Annotated in this window: 20 protein-coding genes; 9 read left to right on the forward strand and 11 right to left on the reverse strand. The window is 70.9% G+C overall.

Going from position 1 to position 15961, the window contains the following annotated elements; all coding sequences use genetic code 11:
- Nucleotides 1-52 precede the first annotated feature (52 nt).
- Nucleotides 53-517, forward strand: a complete 465-nt coding sequence (locus AMA02S_RS17075; RefSeq protein ID WP_067459374.1) for a universal stress protein — start codon at nucleotides 53-55, stop codon at nucleotides 515-517.
- A gap of 24 nt (nucleotides 518-541) precedes the next feature.
- Here AMA02S_RS17075 and AMA02S_RS17080 read toward each other — a convergent pair whose 3' ends face one another.
- Nucleotides 542-1054, reverse strand: a complete 513-nt coding sequence (locus tag AMA02S_RS17080; protein WP_067459377.1) for an O-acetyl-ADP-ribose deacetylase — start codon at nucleotides 1052-1054, stop codon at nucleotides 542-544.
- A 261-nt stretch (nucleotides 1055-1315) separates the two neighbouring features.
- On the opposite strand from AMA02S_RS17080, the gene AMA02S_RS17085 reads away from it, so the two are divergent.
- Nucleotides 1316-2149, forward strand: a complete 834-nt coding sequence (locus AMA02S_RS17085) for an NAD-dependent epimerase/dehydratase family protein (protein ID WP_067459380.1) — start codon at nucleotides 1316-1318, stop codon at nucleotides 2147-2149.
- A 29-nt stretch (nucleotides 2150-2178) separates the two neighbouring features.
- On the opposite strand, the gene AMA02S_RS17090 is transcribed toward AMA02S_RS17085, so the two are convergent.
- Entirely contained in the window at nucleotides 2179-2952 is a 774-nt protein-coding gene (locus AMA02S_RS17090) for a dioxygenase family protein (protein ID WP_369688394.1), read from the reverse strand.
- 72 nt (nucleotides 2953-3024) lie between these two features.
- On the opposite strand from AMA02S_RS17090, the gene AMA02S_RS17095 reads away from it, so the two are divergent.
- The gene (locus AMA02S_RS17095) at nucleotides 3025-3513 is read left to right on the forward strand and encodes a MarR family winged helix-turn-helix transcriptional regulator (RefSeq protein ID WP_067459386.1); all 489 of its coding nucleotides are present in this window, start codon (nucleotides 3025-3027) and stop codon (nucleotides 3511-3513) included.
- Between the two features lie 13 nt (nucleotides 3514-3526).
- Here the strand turns inward: AMA02S_RS17095 and AMA02S_RS17100 are convergent, their stop codons facing one another.
- Nucleotides 3527-4648 (reverse strand): winged helix DNA-binding domain-containing protein, encoded by a 1122-nt coding sequence (locus tag AMA02S_RS17100; RefSeq protein ID WP_067459389.1) that lies wholly within the window; start codon nucleotides 4646-4648, stop codon nucleotides 3527-3529.
- Nucleotides 4638-5276 (reverse strand): TetR/AcrR family transcriptional regulator, encoded by a 639-nt coding sequence (locus AMA02S_RS17105; protein ID WP_067459392.1) that lies wholly within the window; start codon nucleotides 5274-5276, stop codon nucleotides 4638-4640. Before AMA02S_RS17105 ends, AMA02S_RS17100 begins: the two co-directional genes overlap by 11 nt.
- Before the next feature lie 93 nt (nucleotides 5277-5369).
- Between AMA02S_RS17105 and AMA02S_RS17110 the strand changes: the two genes are divergently transcribed.
- Nucleotides 5370-5894, forward strand: a complete 525-nt coding sequence (locus AMA02S_RS17110; protein WP_245667604.1) for a MarR family winged helix-turn-helix transcriptional regulator — start codon at nucleotides 5370-5372, stop codon at nucleotides 5892-5894.
- 4 nt (nucleotides 5895-5898) lie between these two features.
- Here the strand turns inward: AMA02S_RS17110 and trpS are convergent, their stop codons facing one another.
- On the reverse strand, nucleotides 5899-7047 hold the full coding sequence (gene trpS / locus AMA02S_RS17115; RefSeq protein WP_084265245.1) for a tryptophan--tRNA ligase: 1149 nt from the start codon (nucleotides 7045-7047) through the stop codon (nucleotides 5899-5901).
- A 219-nt stretch (nucleotides 7048-7266) separates the two neighbouring features.
- Here trpS and AMA02S_RS17120 point away from each other — a divergent pair, with 219 nt between their 5' ends.
- From AMA02S_RS17120 to AMA02S_RS17130, 3 genes are all read left to right on the forward strand, one after another.
- A complete protein-coding gene (locus tag AMA02S_RS17120) occupies nucleotides 7267-7755 on the forward strand; it encodes a MarR family winged helix-turn-helix transcriptional regulator (protein ID WP_067459395.1) in 489 nt (162 codons plus the stop codon).
- 204 nt (nucleotides 7756-7959) lie between these two features.
- On the forward strand, nucleotides 7960-9348 hold the full coding sequence (locus AMA02S_RS17125; RefSeq protein ID WP_281181899.1) for a DHA2 family efflux MFS transporter permease subunit: 1389 nt from the start codon (nucleotides 7960-7962) through the stop codon (nucleotides 9346-9348).
- Nucleotides 9349-9360: 12 nt separating this feature from the next.
- Nucleotides 9361-9828 carry a TIGR03618 family F420-dependent PPOX class oxidoreductase gene (locus AMA02S_RS17130; RefSeq protein WP_067459398.1) on the forward strand — a complete coding sequence of 156 codons (468 nt, stop codon included), beginning with the start codon at nucleotides 9361-9363 and terminating at the stop codon, nucleotides 9826-9828.
- 23 nt (nucleotides 9829-9851) lie between these two features.
- Here AMA02S_RS17130 and AMA02S_RS17135 read toward each other — a convergent pair whose 3' ends face one another.
- The gene (locus AMA02S_RS17135) at nucleotides 9852-10760 is read right to left on the reverse strand and encodes a M56 family metallopeptidase (RefSeq protein WP_067459401.1); all 909 of its coding nucleotides are present in this window, start codon (nucleotides 10758-10760) and stop codon (nucleotides 9852-9854) included.
- Nucleotides 10757-11140: a BlaI/MecI/CopY family transcriptional regulator gene (locus tag AMA02S_RS17140; protein ID WP_157430644.1), complete on the reverse strand. Its 384-nt coding sequence runs from the start codon at nucleotides 11138-11140 to the stop codon at nucleotides 10757-10759. The genes AMA02S_RS17135 and AMA02S_RS17140 overlap by 4 nt, the downstream gene beginning before the upstream one ends.
- Nucleotides 11141-11232: 92 nt before the next feature.
- Between AMA02S_RS17140 and AMA02S_RS17145 the strand changes: the two genes are divergently transcribed.
- Entirely contained in the window at nucleotides 11233-12603 is a 1371-nt protein-coding gene (locus tag AMA02S_RS17145; protein WP_067459407.1) for a cytochrome ubiquinol oxidase subunit I, read from the forward strand.
- Nucleotides 12600-13520 carry a cytochrome d ubiquinol oxidase subunit II gene (locus AMA02S_RS17150; RefSeq protein ID WP_067459410.1) on the forward strand — a complete coding sequence of 307 codons (921 nt, stop codon included), beginning with the start codon at nucleotides 12600-12602 and terminating at the stop codon, nucleotides 13518-13520. Before AMA02S_RS17145 ends, AMA02S_RS17150 begins: the two co-directional genes overlap by 4 nt.
- Nucleotides 13521-13621: 101 nt before the next feature.
- Here the strand turns inward: AMA02S_RS17150 and AMA02S_RS17155 are convergent, their stop codons facing one another.
- The 4 genes from AMA02S_RS17155 to AMA02S_RS17170 all read right to left on the reverse strand — a co-directional run bounded on the left by AMA02S_RS17155 (nucleotide 13622) and on the right by AMA02S_RS17170 (nucleotide 15931).
- Nucleotides 13622-14338, reverse strand: coding sequence for an alanyl-tRNA editing protein (locus tag AMA02S_RS17155; protein WP_067459413.1), 717 nt, complete (start codon nucleotides 14336-14338; stop codon nucleotides 13622-13624).
- Nucleotides 14339-14343: 5 nt separating this feature from the next.
- Complete coding sequence (locus AMA02S_RS17160; RefSeq protein WP_245667607.1) at nucleotides 14344-14709, reverse strand: DUF2516 family protein; 366 nt, start codon at nucleotides 14707-14709, stop codon at nucleotides 14344-14346.
- 257 nt (nucleotides 14710-14966) lie between these two features.
- Nucleotides 14967-15431: a hypothetical protein gene (locus AMA02S_RS17165; RefSeq protein WP_067459415.1), complete on the reverse strand. Its 465-nt coding sequence runs from the start codon at nucleotides 15429-15431 to the stop codon at nucleotides 14967-14969.
- Nucleotides 15428-15931 carry a helix-turn-helix domain-containing protein gene (locus AMA02S_RS17170; RefSeq protein WP_084265248.1) on the reverse strand — a complete coding sequence of 168 codons (504 nt, stop codon included), beginning with the start codon at nucleotides 15929-15931 and terminating at the stop codon, nucleotides 15428-15430. The genes AMA02S_RS17165 and AMA02S_RS17170 overlap by 4 nt, the downstream gene beginning before the upstream one ends.
- Nucleotides 15932-15961 lie beyond the last annotated feature (30 nt).

Raw genomic sequence — 15961 nt, forward strand, 5'->3', positions numbered from 1 at the left:
TGCCCGGCCGTACGGCGTTCAACCAGGCCGTTTTGAGGAAAGGTCATCCAGTATGACAGTTCTCATTGCCTTCGACGGTTCTGATGACGCCCGGACCGCCGTCGAGTACGCGGCGCGCCACGTCCGTCCGGAGCCCACCGTCATCCTGACGGTCTGGGAGCCGTTGCTGATGCAGCTCTCGTGGGCACCGCTGGCCGCCGCCGCCCCGGTGACCACCGACCTCCAGGACGATCAGTACGAAGAGGAGAAGCAGGCCGAGGCCCTCGCGCGGCAGGGCGCCGACCTCGCCCTCGCCGCCGGGCTGACCGAGGTCACGCCGCGAGCCGAGCGCGGGACCGGGCCGGTCTGGGCCACGATCGTGGACGTCGCGGACGAACTGGACGCCTCCCTGATCGTCACGGGATCGCGCGGGCTCGCGGGCGCCCGCTCCGTCCTGCTGGGCAGCGTGTCGACGCGCGTGCTGCATCACGTCCAGCGCCCGACCCTGGTCGTCCCGCCGCCCAAGACCGAGGACTAGCAGGACGGAAAGAGGCTTGAACGTCTAGGGGAGCTCGACAGCGCGCTCGAAGGCGTTGTAGGCATCCTGAGAGAACAACACGAAACGGGCGTCCGAAACCTGGGTCGGGGTCGACCGTACTGTGTCGACCGCGATCCGGGCGACGTCGTCCACCGGCCAGCCGTAGATCCCGGCGGACACGGCGGGAAACGCGATCGAGTCGACGCCCAGCTCGTCGGCCACCCGCAGGGACTCGCGGTAGCAGGAAACAAGCTGGTCAGAGCGGTCTTCTCCGGAAGAATAGACAGGGCCGACGGTGTGGATCACCCACGCGGCGGGCAGGTCGCCGCCCGTCGTCGCGACCGCCTGACCGGTCGGCAGGCCCCCGCCATAGTGCGAAGCGCGTAGTTTGCGGCATTCATCGAGAATGGCCGAGCCGCCCCTGCGGTGAATGGCGCCGTCCACCCCTCCCCCGCCCAGCAGGGAGGAGTTGGCGGCGTTGACCACCGCGCCGACCTGCTGTTCGGTGATGTCACCCCGGATCAGGCTGATCTTCATCTCCGCCGCCCCTCGGTCTGCCCGACACTTGCCGGCGGGGAGAATTATCCCCGGAGGAAGGCACGAAACGCATGGTGTCGTCTACCGGCTGTACCCTCGTGACGGGCGGCGCTCCGGGGGCGGTGCGCGCCGTCCGCCCCCCGTCCGGCCACCGCCGTGGGACGTCCAACCCCGGGGTCGGGCGTGACCTGGAGAGAAGTCACTGCCTATCCTGCCGTTCGAGACGACCACAAAGGCGTGAAAGTCGTGGAGGTTACCCCCTTGAAGATCCTTCTCGCCGGTGCGACCGGAGTCGTCGGCCGCCGGCTGATACCGCTGCTCGTCCAGGCCGGCCACGAAGTCGCCGGGACGACGCGCCAGGAGTCGCGCGCCGCGTCCATCCGCGAGCACGGGGCGACGCCCGTCGTCGTCGACGTCCTGGACGCCGCCGGCATCCGCAAGGCCGTCGAGGCCGAGCGGCCGGACGCGATCATCCACCAGCTCACCGACCTCAGCGGGGAGGACTTCGAGGCCAACTCCCACCTGCGGATCGAGGGCACCCGCAACCTGGTGGACGCCGCGCGTGCCGTGGGTGTGGAGACCATGATCGCGCAGAGCATCGCCTGGCTGTACGTGGCGGGCGACGCGCTGGCGGTCGAGACCGACCCGCTCGACCCCACGCTGCCGCCGTACGCGGGCGTCGCCGCGCTGGAGGAGGCCGTCGGCGAGATGCCGCGCGGCGTCGTCCTGCGGTACGGCGCGCTCTACGGACCCGGCACCTGGTACGCGCCGGGCGGTGCCATCGCCAAGCGGGTGCGGGCCGGGAACCTGAGCCTGACGCCCGCGTGGACGTCGTTCGTGCACGCCGACGATGCGGCCACCGCCGCGGCGGCCGCCCTCGACTGGCCCGCCGGAGTGGTCAACATCGTCGACGACGAGCCCGCGGCGGCGGCCGACTGGCTGCCGGTTTACAGCGCGACCCTGGGCGCGCCGTCGCCGGGAACCGCCCGGCACGCCGCCACCACGGGGCGCCCGGTCTCCAACGCCAAGGCGCTGAGCCTGGGCTGGAAGCCGCAGGTGCCGTCCTGGCGCACGGGCTTCACCGAAATGGGCTGACAAACTTCCTGACGGGAACGTGACAAGCATCACCCGAACTGGAACGACCGCTTGGCCAACCCGAACCAGTACCCGTCGACGGCGGACCGGCGCCCGGACGGCGCGTCCGCGTCGGCGCCGAGCGACACGAACAGCGGCGCGAAGTGCTCGATGCGGGGGTGGGCGATGCGCGCGGCGGGGGCTTTGGCGCGGAAGTCCAGCAGGGCGTCGATGTCGCCGGTCCGGACGGCGCGGTCCGTCCAGTCGTCGAACTCGGCCGACCACGCGGGCGGTGCCGCGTCCGCACCGGGGGTCAGCTCACGCAGATTGTGCGTGGTGAAGCCGCTCCCCACGATGAGGACGCCCTGGTCGCGCAGCGGCGCCAGGCTCCGGCCGACCTCGAAGAGCCGCTCGGGTTCCAACGACGGCATGGACATCTGGAGTACCGGAACGTCGGCGTCGGGGTACATCTCCACCAGTGGCACATACGCGCCGTGGTCGAGCCCGCGTTCCTCGTCCTGGTGGACGCCGGGGACGAGTCGCCGCACGTCCTCGGCCAAGCCGGGGGCGCCGGGCGCCTCGTACCGGACGCGGTAGTAGTGCTCAGGGAAACCCCAGAAGTCGTAGACGAGCGGCACCGTACGGGTGGCGCTCACCGTGAGCGGCGCCTCCTCCCAGTGCGCCGACACCATCAGGATGGCCTCGGGACGGGGCAGTTCCGCGGCCCAGCGGGCGAGTTCGGCGGTCCAGACGGCGTCGTCGGCCAGCGGCGGGGCGCCGTGGCTGAGGTAAAGCACCGGCATCCGGGTCATGTCGTCCCCCAACTCAACTATTTGAGAGTTCAACAATAACTCGTTGATGCTTGAATCTTCAAGTAACCGGGTAGTCTGGTGTGCATGACAGGAACGCGGTGGCTCGATGCCGACGAACAGGACACCTGGCGCGCCTTCCTGTGGACCTCGCGGCTGCTGAACGAGGCCCTCGACCGGCAACTGCAACGCGACTCGGGGATGCCGCACACCTACTACATGATCCTCGCGATGCTGTCGGAGGCGCCCGGGCGCGCCCTCACCATGACCGACCTCGCCGCGATCGTCCATTCGTCCCCGAGCCGGCTCTCCCACGCCGTCAACCGGCTGGAGGAGTCCGGCTGGGTGCGGCGGGTCAAGCACGAGACCGACCGCCGCACCACGACCGCCGAGCTGACCGACGAGGGCTTCGCCGTTCTCGCCGAGGCCGCCCCCGGGCATGTGGCCGAGGTCAGGCGGCACCTGTTCGCACCCATGAGCCGCGAGCAGATGCTCTGCTTCCGCGAGACCCTCCACACCCTCCTGGAGTCGCTGGACCCGGACCACGAGGCCCCCTGCGCCACCCCGTCCCCCTGAACCCGGCCGGATGTCAGCTGGAGAAGACGACGGAGTGGGCACTCGCGTCCGGGTGGGCAGCGGCGAGGAGGCGGGCAGCCTCCTCGGCCAGGGCCGTCCGGGCCGGCTCCGGAACGGGGCTGAAGGGGTCGATGCGCAAGGTCGCCGCACCGCGTTTCCTCTCGATCCTCCACATGCCGTGGACGAATCCGTCCACCAGGAACGTGGCCCGGATGATCCCGTTGATGGTGAAGACCCGCTTGCGGTGCTCCTCGGTGATGATCCGCGCACGGTCGGCGTGCGAGAGCAGCAGGTTGTCGAAGTCGGGGACGAGCCGCACCGGCGCCGGGGTGTCCGGATCCGGACGCGGCGCCTCCGGCAGGTCGTAGAGCGTCCGGCCGTTCTCGTCCTGGAAGAGGCGGAGCTTCGGCAGCAGGCGCTCGACGACCTCGCCCAGCCGGGTCAGGCCTGACCACTGCTGCACGTCCAGGACGGACGCGGGCCCGAACGCGCCCAGGTAGCGCAGCACCATCTCGTCCACCGACGGCTCGGGATCGGTGCCCGCGGGATCCGCCTCGCCCAGCCAGTTCCCCAGCGTCGTGTGCCGGGCGAGGCCGGAGGCGCCCCAGATACCGCGCGGCGGGACCTGCACCAGCGGCAGGACGCACCGTACGGCCCACCCCAGAAGCTCGGCGTCCTCCTCCGGCCACCGTTCGGCCAGTAGGGTCCGCAGTTCCTTGTCCGAACGCGGCTCCTGTTCCAGCAGCGTCCGGGCCCAGCCCGCGACGGCGGCGAGGTCGACGTCCTTCAGCGGCCCGCCGCGCGGGCTCCGCAAGGCGTTGTCCAGCAGCACCTGGGTGAGCGGACGCAACGCACGGGCGTCACGTGCGCTGACCAGGTGCAGCGTGCCGCGCATCAGCACGATCCGAAGCGCGCGCCGGTCGCGCATCAGCGCGGCCACCTCGTCGAACGCGAAACCCTCCAGCCGGCTCCACAACCCGACGTACGGCGGGTTCGGAGCCTGCGACTGCATCCCGACCAGGTGCTCGATGGCGTCGAGCGCGGACATCTCGTGGCGGGCGAGCAGCAACTGGCGCGCCAGGAGGGCACGGTTCAGGTGCCGCCGCCCGAGGACGGGCGCGGAGTCAGTCGTCATACCGCCCCCGAAGCTCCTGCCAGCTCGGAGGAGGGCCCGGCAGCTCCCCGCCGTCCGTCAGGTGCAGCGCGTCCAGCATCAGGGCGAGGTAGCGGTGCTGGAGGCGGTTCATCCGGTCATCGTCGCCGATCCGGATGGTGTGCAGGTGCTCCAGCAGGACGGAGATGTCGCCGACCTCGATCTCCGGACGCAGCACACCCGCCTCCTTCGACCGGTCGAGCAGCCGCTGGGTGGCGAGGTGGATCTCCCGGCCCTTGTTGCTCATCGCCTCGGTGACCTCGAAGCTGCCGGCGAGCCGCATCGTGAGGGAGCCCGCGCCGATGTCGAGGCAGCGGCGCATGAAGCCGGCGAAGGCCGCCCACGGGTCGCCCTCGTCGGCGAGGGCGGTCTCCACCTCGGTGAGGTAGCGGTCCATCCCGTCGTCGGCGAGCCGCTGGAGCAGGTCCTCCTTGCTCTTGTAGCGGCGGTACAGGGCGCTGATGCCCACCCCGGCGTGTTCGGCGACGGCGGAGATCGGCGCACCCGGATCGGCGGTGAACACCGCCCGTGCCGCCTCGCGGATCAACTCGTCGTTGCGCGCCGCCTGCGCCTTGCGCCCGCTCATGGGCGCCCGTGTGGTGGTCTCCATGCCTTCCATAGTATGGGAACGAAGAATTCCGTTCTACTGTCGGCGGGAAACACGCGACCGGGGACCGGCCCCGCCTCGAATAGCATCGCGCCCATGACCGATGCCGAGCCGCCTCCCGGGCCGCCGCCCGAGCCGCCCGGCACACCCGGCCCGTTCCCCGGGTCGCTTCCCCGGACGCTGACGTTCCAGCTGGTGACGCTGGGGGCGCTCGCCACGGACCGGTTCGCCGAGGCGCTCGCGCCGCTCGGCCTCAAGCCGAAACACGCGGGACTGATGACCGTCGTCAGCCGGGGCGTCGCGGCGTCCCAGCTCGATGTGGCCGAGGCGATGGGGGTCGTGCCGAGCCTGGTGGTGTCCCTGGCCGATCACCTGGTACGGCTCGGAGCGATCGAACGCGTCCGCGACCCCCGCGACCGGCGGCGGCAGATCCTGACCCTCACCGGCGAGGGACGCCGGCTCCTCGCCGAGTGCGCCGCCGCCGCCAGGTCCGTGGACGAGGAACTCGCGGCGGCGCTCACCCCGGACGAGCGCGCCGGCCTCACGCGCTCGCTGGGCACGCTCGCGGACGGTTCCCGTCTCCCCACCGCCGGCCCCGGGCAGCCCGACGACACGGGCTGACCGATCACCGCGAGACCGCGCCGCCTCCTGCCACGCCGCCTCCAGCCACGCCGCCTCCTGCCGCGCCGTCCCCTGCCACGCCGCCTGTTGCGCCGCCTCCAGCCGCGCCGCCTCCAGCCATGGCGGCCCTGACCTCGACCAGAGTGCGGTCCGCGACGGCGTTCGCGCGGGCGTCGCCCTCGGCGAGGACGCCGCGCAGGTAGCCGCGGTCGGCGGCCAGCTCGGCACGGCGCGCACGGATCGGGCGCAGGAACTCGTTCACCGACTCGGTCACGACACGCTTGAGCGCGGCGGCGCCGCCGGCGCCGATCTCGGCGGCGACCTCGTGCGGGTCGCGGCCCTGGCAGAGCGCGGCGATCAGCACGAGGTTGGACACCCCGGGACGGGTCTCGGGCGCGTAGGCGATGTGCCGTTCGTCGTCGGTCACCGCACGCTTGATCAGCCGGGCGGTCTCGTCCGCGGTGGCCGACAGCGCGATGGCGTTGCCCCGGCTCTTGCTCATCTTCTGCCCGTCCGTGCCGAGCACGAGCGGCGCGTCCGACAGCAGGGCGTCCGGCACCGGGAAGACGGGCCCGTACCGCTCGTTGAAACGGCGCGCGATCGTCCGGGTGATCTCCTGGTGCGGGAGCTGGTCGCGTCCCACCGGCACGAGGGTGGCCTTGCAGAACAGGATGTCGGCGGCCTGGTGGACGGGGTAGGTGAACATGAGCCCGCTGACCGACGCCTGCCGGGACGCGGTGATCTCCTCCTTCACGGTGGGGTTGCGGCGCAGCTCGGCGATCGACACCAGGGACAGGAACGGCAGCATGAGCTGGTTGAGCGCGGGCACGGCGCTGTGCCGGAAGATCGTCGCGGTGGACGGGTCGACGCCGACCGCCAGGTAGTCGGCGACCAGGCCCTCCACGTGCTCGGCGAGATGGTCGGCGACGTCCCGGTCAGTGAGCACCTGGTAGTCGGCGACCAGGACGAACAGCTCGACACCCGCCCGCTGGAGGCGGACGCGGTTGGCGAGCGTGCCGAAGTAGTGGCCGAGGTGGAGCGGGCCGGTGGGCCGGTCGCCGGTCAGGATCCGGAATGCGGCAGGCTCGGCGGCGATGCGCTCTTCCAGCTGAAGGCGCTGACGTTCGACGTCTTCGGGGGTGATGGTCTGCACGGGTCTCTCCTCTGTTCGCGGCCCGTCCGGCGGGACGGCCCCCGCGTCGCGGAGAAGAGAGAGGGCCGTCCAGCGGACGGCCCGGGGCGTGTGAGCGTCGGCCGTCCTAGGACGGCCACCAGCCCAGACACAGGGTGCGGTTCACGCGCTCAGGATAGCCGATCGGATACGGCTGGAGACAGATAATCTAGAACGGAACCAAATAGGTACCCTGGGGACATGACCGCTCTCGCCCCCGCGAACGCCGAACCGGATCTGTCGTTCTACCTCGACCACACCTCGCACGTCCTGAAGACCCAGATGACGGCGGCCCTGGCCGAGGTGGGCCTGACCCCGCGCATGCACTGCGTCCTGGTGCACGCCCTCGAAGCGGAGCGCACCCAGATCCAGCTCGCCGAGATCGGCGACATGGACAAGACCACGATGGTCGTGACCGTGGACGCGCTGGAGAAGGACGGGCTCGCCGAGCGCCGGCCGTCCTCGACCGACCGCCGTGCCCGCATCATCGCGGTCACCGAGGCGGGCGAGCGGGCCGCGGCCCGGGGCCAGGAGATCGTCGATCACGTGCACCGCGCGGCCCTCGCCGCGCTGCCGGACGAAGAGCGCGCGGCCTTTCTGAGCGCCCTGCGAATCCTGGCCAAGGGCCACCTGAGGACTCCGGCCGATAACCCCCAACCGGTACGGCGCGCACGGCACCGCACAAGGTAGGTCCACAAGGGATCGTCTGTTACGGAACTATCTGCTACGGTCTCTCCTGTGTCCCCGCGACAGGAGCCGACCATGCCGTCCTCACCGACGCCCCCACCCCCATCCGCGACACCCCCATCCGCGACACCCCCCTCGGCGACGCGCTCGGAGCCTTCCCCACCGAAGCCCGCCTCGCTTCTACGATCCCGCTGGGCCGCGCTGGGCGTGCTGTCCGCGACGATGCTCATGACGATCCTGGACGGCAGCATCGTCACCGTCGCGATGCCCGCCATCCAGCAGGACCTGGGCTTCTCCCCCGCAGGACTGAGCTGGATCGTCAACGCCTACCTGATCCCCCTGGGCGGCCTGCTGCTCCTGGCCGGGCGGCTCGGCGACCTCGTCGGCCGCAAGACGCTGTTCCTGGCCGGCAACGCGCTGTTCACCGCCGCGTCCCTGCTGGCGGGCGCCGCCACCGGACCCGGCCTGCTGATCACCGCCCGGTTCCTCCAGGGCGTCGGCAGCGCCCTGGCCTCCGCCGTCGTCCTCGGCATCCTCGTGACGCTGTTCACCGGCGCCCGGGAACGCGCCCGCGCCATCGGGATCTTCAGCTTCACCGGGGCCGCCGGAGCCTCCATCGGGCAGGTGCTCGGCGGAGTGCTCACCGACGCCCTGAGCTGGCACTGGATCTTCCTCATCAACCTGCCGATCGGGATCGCCACGATCCTGCTCGCCCTGCCCGCGCTGCCGGACGACCGCGGCATCGGCCTCGCCGCCGGCGCCGACGTGATCGGCGCCGCGCTCGTCACCGCCGGCCTGATGCTGGGCATCTACACCGTGGTCAAGGTCGAGCGGTACGGCTGGCTCTCCGCGCACACCCTCGGTCTCGGCGCCGTGTCGCTCGTCCTCCTCACGGCCTTCACCGTCCGCCAGGCGACGGCCGCGACGCCACTGATGCCGCTGCGGATCCTGCGCTCGCGCAACGTGTCCGGCGCCTACCTCGCCCAGTTGCTGACCCTGTCGGCGATGTTCTCGTTCCAGGTGATCGTCGCGCTCTACCTGCAGAAGGTCCTCGGCTACGGCGCGCTCGACACCGGCCTGGCGATGCTCCCGGCGGCCGTCGCGATCGGCGCGGTCTCGCTGTTCGTCTCCGCGCGCCTGTCCCACCGGTTCGGCGAGCGCCTGGTCCTGACGGCCGGGCTGGCCCTCCTCATCGGCGCGATGGGTTGGCTCACCACCGTCCCGGCGGACGCCGCGTACGTCCCCGACCTGCTCCCGGTGTTCGTCCTGGTCGCCGGGGCCGGGCTCGTCCTGCCGTCGCTGACCGGGCTCGGCATGTCCAGCGCAAGGCCCGAGGACGCGGGCGTCGCGTCGGGGCTGTTCAACACCGTCCAGCAGGTCGGCATGGCCCTCGGCGTCGCGGTACTGACCACGCTCGCCGCCGCCCGCACCGAGGCCCTCCGCACGGACGGCCACGACGAGGCCACCGCTCTCACCTCCGGTTACCACCTGGCCTTCGCCGTCTCAGCAGGCCTGCTGGTAGCCGCGCTGGCCGTCGCCCTCCTCGTCCTGCGGCAGCCGAAGCCCGCAGAGCACGACACTCCCACCACCATCTGAAGGAGAAGAGCCATGACCGAGTACGGCCCCGGCCAGGGTCCCGGCCCCAAGCCCATCAGCGAGGACGACCTCGTCCGCATCCTCGGCGAGCAGACGTTCGCCGTCCTGGCCACGAACAAGAAGAACGGCTACCCGCACGTCTCGACCGTGATCTACCACTGGGACGCCACCGAGCGCGTCGCCCGGATCTCCACGACCGCCGACCGCGCGAAAGTCAGGCAACTGCGCAACGACCCCCGGGCCGCGCTCCACGCGTCCGCCCCAGACCACCTGTCGTTCGCCGTTGCCGAAGGCACGACCGAACTGTCGGACGTCACGGAGACTCCAGGCGACGCGACCGGACGAGAACTCCTGGCCATGACCCCGGGCTTCGCCGACCCGGCCGACGAACGGCTGTTCCTGGAGCAGATGGTGACGGACCAGCGCCTGGTCATCCGCCTCTACGCGACCCGCTTCTACGGCACCGTCCTTGCGGACTGACCACTGATCCGGGCCGACCCGGATCAGTGGGGCAGAACGATCAGCAGCAGAGGCAGGCCCGCGATGACCGGCACGGCGACCGTGGCGGCGACGCGGGTCGTCCTCGGCAGCGCCTGCGGCTCCAGCAGCCGGTTGACGCGCGCCATCACCGGGATGTCGTCGGCGGACGCGACCCCCAGCGTCCCGGACGGCGCGGCCGCGGGACGGGCCGCCGCGAACCGCAGCAGCGCGGTCGCCAGCTCACGCGGCGGCCGCCCCGAGCGGGCGCGGTCGTCGGCGGCCATCTCGATCAGCAGCTCCACCGCGTCCAGACACCGCCCGACCAGCCGGAACTGCGGGAACACCTGGCGCAGCGACGCGAACGGCAGCAGTACGAGGTCATGGCGCTCGCGGGCGTGGGCGCGCTCGTGTGCGAGCACGGCGGCCAGCTCCGCCCGGTCGAGCAGCTCCATCGTCCCGGCACTGACCACGACCTTGGACGACCGCACGCCCGGAACGCAGTACGCGGCGGCTCCGGGGTGGTCCAGGACGAGCGTCCCGGGAACGGCAGAATCCCGCCGCGACACCAGTGCCAGCAAGGCCCGGTGCCGCGCGCGCGCCCGCACGACCCGCACGACCGCGTACATCAGCATCACCAGCAGCACACCGGTGAGGCTGACGGCCGCGAGCAGCGCGGCCAGGTGCAGCGCGTCGAGCCGGGCCGCCTGGTCGTCGAATAGACCGGGGACCCCGCCCGCGACGCCCTTGCCGTACGGCAGCAGCGCGAGCCCGAGAAGCGCGCCGATCGTTGCGACGCCCCAGCACAGCCCGAGGGCCTGCCAGAGCGCGATCCCGGTTCGCGGCGTCCGCCACGTCCACCGGGCCCGGGACAGCAGGTGCGCCCCGCCGACGGTTGCCAAAGAGATCAATGCGAGCAGGGCGGTGCCGGTCATGCCGGAGGTTCCTTACCCGTGAGGCTGGCCAGGGCCTGGCGGATCACATCGACTTCGTCGCGGGAGACCGAGCGGACGAAATGGGCCAGGGCCGCATCGCGGTCACCGGTCTCGTTGAGGGCGCCGAGCATCAGCTCGGTGACATAGCCTTCACGGCTGGCCACCGGCTGGTAGCGCCAAGCCCGCCCATCACGCTCGCGTTCGAGGAAACCCTTCTTGGCGAGCCTGTCCAGGACGGTCATGACCGTGGTGTGCGCAAGGTCGCGGTCACCGGCGAGCGCGCGGCTCACGTCGCGGGCCGTGGCGGCCTCGATCCCGGCGTCCTCCCGCGCCCACAAAATCTCCATCACCGTGCGTTCAAGCTCTCCCAGACCCTTCACATCAGCCAGGTTATCCGATTGAGAGGCAGGTCACCACGTCAGGTAGTACTACGAGCTTTAGTACTACAAAGCGTAGTACTACATTGGGTCGTATGAGCACCGTCGCGCTCCTCACCGGGCAGGGCGCCGCGTCCCCGGCCGATTTCATGGCCGCGCGCCAGCAGATGGCCTTCACCCTGGGCTTCCATATCGTGCTGGCCTCGATCGGCGTCGGCCTCCCCGCCCTCACCCTGCTCGCCGAATGGCGCTCGCTGCGCACCGGTGACGCCGTCTACGCCGAGCTCGCCCGGCGCTGGATGAAGGCCGCCGGCGTCCTTTTCGCCGTGGGCGCCGTGTCCGGCACCGTCCTGTCGTTCGAGATGGGCACGCTCTGGCCCGGCTTCATGGACAAGTACGGACAGGTCTTCGGGACCGCGTTCGCGCTGGAGGGCATCGCCTTCTTCATCGAGGCGATCTTCATGGGCATCTACCTGTACGGCTGGGACCGCCTCTCCCCCCGTGCCCACTTCCTCACCGGCGTCCCGGTCGTGGTCGCGGGACTGCTGTCGGCGTCCTTCGTCCTCACCGTGAACTCGTGGATGAACCAGCCGCGCGGCTTCAAGCTGGTCAACGGCCAGGTGACCGACGTCGACCCGCTGGCCGCGATGTTCAACCCCGCCACACCGGTCCAGGCCGTCCACCTGATCCTGGCCTCGCTCATGGTGTGCGGCTTCATCGTCGCGTCGGTGTACGCGGTGGGCCTCCTGCGCGACCGCAAGGCCGGACGCGACGACCGCTACAACCGGATCGGCTTCGCGATCCCCTTCTCGCTCGGCGCGATCTGCGCTCCGCTCCAGGTGATCGTGGGCGACTGGGCCGTGCGGTTCGTGGCCGACAACCAGCCCGCCAAGTTCGCCGCCATGGAAGGCGCCGAGCACACCCAGGCCGGGCAGCCGTTCCGCTTCGCGGTCTTCGAGATCCCGAACGCCCTGTCCCTGATGCTGAAGTTCGACGCGCACGCGACCCTGCGCGGCATGGACTCCATCCCGGTGGACGACCGACCGCCCGCCGAGGTCGTCAAGACGTCCTTCGAGATCATGATCGTGTTCGGCATGATCCTGCTGGCCCTCGCCGCCTGGTGGGCCCTCGCCTGGTGGCTGCGCCGCCGCGGCACCGCCACCAGGCGAGGCGACCTGCCCTGGAAGCCGTGGTTCCTCCGCATCGCCGCCCTCACCGGCGTGATGGCCGCCATCGCCATGGAGGCCGGCTGGACGACCACCGAGGTCGGACGCCAACCCTGGATCGTCTACGGGGTGATGCGCACCGAGGAGGCCATCAACCCGAACCCGGGCCTGCGCTACGGCCTCTACATCGTCCTCGCCGTCTACACCGTCCTCGCCGCCGCGACGATCAGCGTCCTGCGCCGGATGCGCCACACCCCGCCCGCCCCGGTCACCGAACCCGAACTGGAGACCGTCCGATGACCTCTGCCGCCCTGGCCCTCATCCTCGCGGGACTCTCGGCCTACCTGCTGTTCGGCGGCGCGGACTTCGGCGCCGGCCTCTGGCACCTGATCTCCCGCCCGACCGACAAGGCCGTCATCGAGCACGCCATGGGCCCGCTCTGGGAGGCCAACCACGTCTGGCTGATCTTCGTGATGGTGATGACCTGGACGGCGTTCCCGCCGATCTTCGCGGACGTGATGTCCACGCACTGGATCCCGCTGTCCCTGGCCGCCCTCGGCATCGTCGCCCGCGGCAGCACCTTCGTGTTCAGCAAGGCCGACACTGACTCCCCTGGAGAGACAGCCCCACACACCCCCCGGAACGACGCTGTGCAGCGCTGGTACCGCTGGGTGTTCGGCGCCTCGTCCGTCCTCACCCCGTACTGCCTCGGCGCGGTCGCGACGGTCGTCGCCACGGGCGGATCGTCCTGGCTGAGCCTGCCGGGCCTGTACGGCGGCATCCTCACCACCGCCCTGTGCGCCTACCTCGCCGCCGTCTACCTGATCTGGGACGCACGACGCCTCGCCGACGACGACGCCTCGCTGCGCTTCCGCGGCTATGCCTTCCTGTCCGGCACCGCCGTCGGCCTCCTCGCCCTCCCCGGCGCCGCCGTCCTGGGCGTCCGCTCCCCGCTGATCCTGCTGTCGGCCGCGGCGGGCGCGGCGTCCCTCGTCCTCCTGCTGCGCCGCGCGTACCTGTCCGTCCGCGTGACAGGCGGGCTGGCCGTGGTGACCGTCCTGTGGGGCGCGGCGGAGATGTCGGGCCTCGACCTGGACGGGGCCGCCGCCCAGGACGCCGTACTCCAGGCGGTCTTCGTCGCGCTGGGCGTGGGCGCGCTGATCCTCGTCCCGTCCATGACCTGGCTGTACGTCCTGTTCCAGCGACAACCCCGCTGAGCAGGCGGTGTGCCGGGGCCCCACGGTCGGCAACCAGGGCCCCGGCATACCACTCCCTCCGCACACGGCCCCGTCAGAACCAGGTACTCCTGCCGGAGGAACTAGTCGGCGATCTTGATGCGGAGGCGCCGGAAACCGCGTCCCTTGTTCTCGACCTTGGCCACGGTGATCCGGCCGATCTGCTTGGTGGAGCCGACATGGGTGCCACCGTCCGCCTGCGTGTCGAGGCCCACGATGTCGACGATCCGAACATCCTGGACCTCGGGCGGGACAAGGTTCGTGGCGGTGCGGAGGATATCGGGGATCGCGAACGCCTCGGCGCGCGGCAGCGTCCGGATGTCGATCCGACGGTCGGCGCCGACCTCGGCGTTGCACGCGTCCTCGACGTCCTGCTTGAAACCGGGCGGAACCTCGCGCAGGTCGAAATCCATGCGCGCGGAGAGCGGCTCCATGTTGCCGCCGGTGACCAGGCAGCCGTAGTCGCGGAAGACCACGCCGCACAGCAGATGCAGCCCCGAGTGGGTGCGCATCAGCGCCGTACGCCGATCATCCTCGACGGCGCCCCGGACGACGGTGCCCACCGGCGGGACCGGATCATCCTCGGCGGGGATCAGGACCAGGTCATCGCCCTTGCGGACGCCGGTGATCCGCGTCTGCACGGACTGCCAGAGGAGGACGCCATGGTCAGGCGGCTGGCCGCCGCCACCGGGGTAGAACGCCGACCGGTCGAGGACGATCCCGTCCGGACCGGCCTCCAGCACGACGGCATCCCATTCGCGCAGGGCCTGGTCGTCCAGTTCGAGCCGCGCGGTCCGCATGGCGCTCACCAGGGACCGTACGGCCCCATGTTGGACCCGCCGCGCCCGCCGTTCTTCTTCTTGTACGGCGCGACCGCCGGACGGACGTCCGCCAGGTACACGGCGGCCGCGATGAACGCGGCGACCGGCAGGATGCCGAGCAGCAGCCCGATCGGCCGGATCCCGAGCGCGCCCGGCGCTATCGCGTGCGCGACACCGAGCACCGTCGCCACGATCAGGATGATCAGCCACAGCTTCTTGCTGAGCTTGCCGGCCGCGGAGAACGCCCCCTCCGGCACTGTCAGCGCGTCGATCAGCGCCCACGCCTCCATCACGAAAGCGATGATGAGGAGAAGCCAGAAGAAGTAGTCCAGCACATTGAAGTCCGCCACCGGCGATCAGCGCTCCTGCCTGTCTCGGACGGCGACTCCACGTCGCTCACACGGGATCACCGTCCAACCCTATGCGGCTTGTCCAGCCCCGGCCCGGGGAAGCGCCGTCACCAGGAAGACGACAGGGCCCGGCCGGGTGTTCCCGACCGGGCTCTGCAAGGTAGGACCGGGTGCCGGACCATCCCGTAGAAGGGCGAACCAGGTGTTCCCGGCCGCGAAGGGCGCGACCGGGAACACCCCAGCCTGGCCGTGAAGGCTCAGGTGCCGCTCTTCTTGGTGGAGGTGCGTCCCTGCGCCGGCTTCGGCGCGGGCTTGCCCTCGGTGATCTCGGCGACCTCGGCGGCCTCCCCGTGCACGACCTTCTTGCCGCGCTCGGCGAGCTCGTCGATGAACTCGACCGTCCGGGCGCCGACGTGGGTCACGTAGGCGACGGCAGCGCCGGGCAGATCCTTGGCGTCGACCCGCTCCTGAACCTTGGTGATCTCGTCGCGGTAGTGGCCCACGGCACCGCGGACCTGCTCGCGGGCCCGGTCGACCGTCCCCCGGACGTCACCCTGATACCTGGTCGCCGCCTCGCGCGCACGACCCTGGTACTTCGTCGCGGCCTCGCGCGCCCTGGTCACCTGCTCGGGGACCTCGCGGAGCTTCTCCACCGCGAGATCGCCGGCGCCGGCCACGGTGTGGAACGCCTTGTTCTCTCGGAGGGTACTGGCCAGCGTCATTCGACCTCTTCCTTTCCATCCTGTCTGTCTCGTTCGGACCCATCTGGCCCGAATCCATCCCGTCCGGATCCATCCCGTCCGGATCCATCCCGTCCGGATCCGGTTCGCTCGGATGCGGTTCGCTCGGGTGCGGCGTCCTCCTCGGGGAGCACGCCGATGGCTTCGTTCTCCTTGAGGAACGACGCGTAGATGTCGAGAAGCACCTGCTTCTGCCGCTCCGTCAGGACGAGGTCCGCCCGGACGGCGGCCATCACGTCGGTGTCGGCCTCGCGGTCCTCAAGGATCCCGGCCTGCACGTACAGCGCCTCAGCGGAGATTCGCAGCCCTTTGGCGATCTGCTGCAGGATCTCGACGCTCGGCTTGCGCAGCCCGCGCTCGATCTGGCTCAGGTACGGATTGGAGATGCCCGAGACGTCGGCGAGCTGCCGCAGCGAGATCTTCGCCCGCGTGCGCTGCTCGCGGATGTACTCCCCGATGGAGCCGACCTTGGAACTTGCCATACCTCCACACTGCGCGACGGTGCTTGCAAT

It is taken from the genome of Actinomadura macra NBRC 14102 (genome assembly GCF_001552215.1).
Lineage (GTDB): Bacteria > Actinomycetota > Actinomycetes > Streptosporangiales > Streptosporangiaceae > Spirillospora > Spirillospora macra.

Excerpts from the sequence above, each read along its gene's own strand:
- AMA02S_RS17105 (WP_067459392.1), bottom strand. The coding sequence starts at position 5,276 with ATGGAGACCACCACACGGGCGCCCATGAGCGGGCGCAAGGCGCAGGCG.
- AMA02S_RS17145 (WP_067459407.1), top strand. The coding sequence starts at position 11,233 with ATGAGCACCGTCGCGCTCCTCACCGGGCAGGGCGCCGCGTCCCCGGCC.
- AMA02S_RS17095 (WP_067459386.1), top strand. The coding sequence starts at position 3,025 with ATGACAGGAACGCGGTGGCTCGATGCCGACGAACAGGACACCTGGCGC.
- AMA02S_RS17120 (WP_067459395.1), top strand. The coding sequence starts at position 7,267 with ATGACCGCTCTCGCCCCCGCGAACGCCGAACCGGATCTGTCGTTCTAC.
- AMA02S_RS17150 (WP_067459410.1), top strand. The coding sequence starts at position 12,600 with ATGACCTCTGCCGCCCTGGCCCTCATCCTCGCGGGACTCTCGGCCTAC.
- AMA02S_RS17100 (WP_067459389.1), bottom strand. The coding sequence starts at position 4,648 with ATGACGACTGACTCCGCGCCCGTCCTCGGGCGGCGGCACCTGAACCGT.
- AMA02S_RS17170 (WP_084265248.1), bottom strand. The coding sequence starts at position 15,931 with ATGGCAAGTTCCAAGGTCGGCTCCATCGGGGAGTACATCCGCGAGCAG.
- AMA02S_RS17165 (WP_067459415.1), bottom strand. The coding sequence starts at position 15,431 with ATGACGCTGGCCAGTACCCTCCGAGAGAACAAGGCGTTCCACACCGTG.
- AMA02S_RS17130 (WP_067459398.1), top strand. The coding sequence starts at position 9,361 with ATGACCGAGTACGGCCCCGGCCAGGGTCCCGGCCCCAAGCCCATCAGC.
- AMA02S_RS17110 (WP_245667604.1), top strand. The coding sequence starts at position 5,370 with ATGACCGATGCCGAGCCGCCTCCCGGGCCGCCGCCCGAGCCGCCCGGC.
- AMA02S_RS17075 (WP_067459374.1), top strand. The coding sequence starts at position 53 with ATGACAGTTCTCATTGCCTTCGACGGTTCTGATGACGCCCGGACCGCC.
- AMA02S_RS17080 (WP_067459377.1), bottom strand. The coding sequence starts at position 1,054 with ATGAAGATCAGCCTGATCCGGGGTGACATCACCGAACAGCAGGTCGGC.
- AMA02S_RS17135 (WP_067459401.1), bottom strand. The coding sequence starts at position 10,760 with ATGACCGGCACCGCCCTGCTCGCATTGATCTCTTTGGCAACCGTCGGC.
- AMA02S_RS17155 (WP_067459413.1), bottom strand. The coding sequence starts at position 14,338 with ATGCGGACCGCGCGGCTCGAACTGGACGACCAGGCCCTGCGCGAATGG.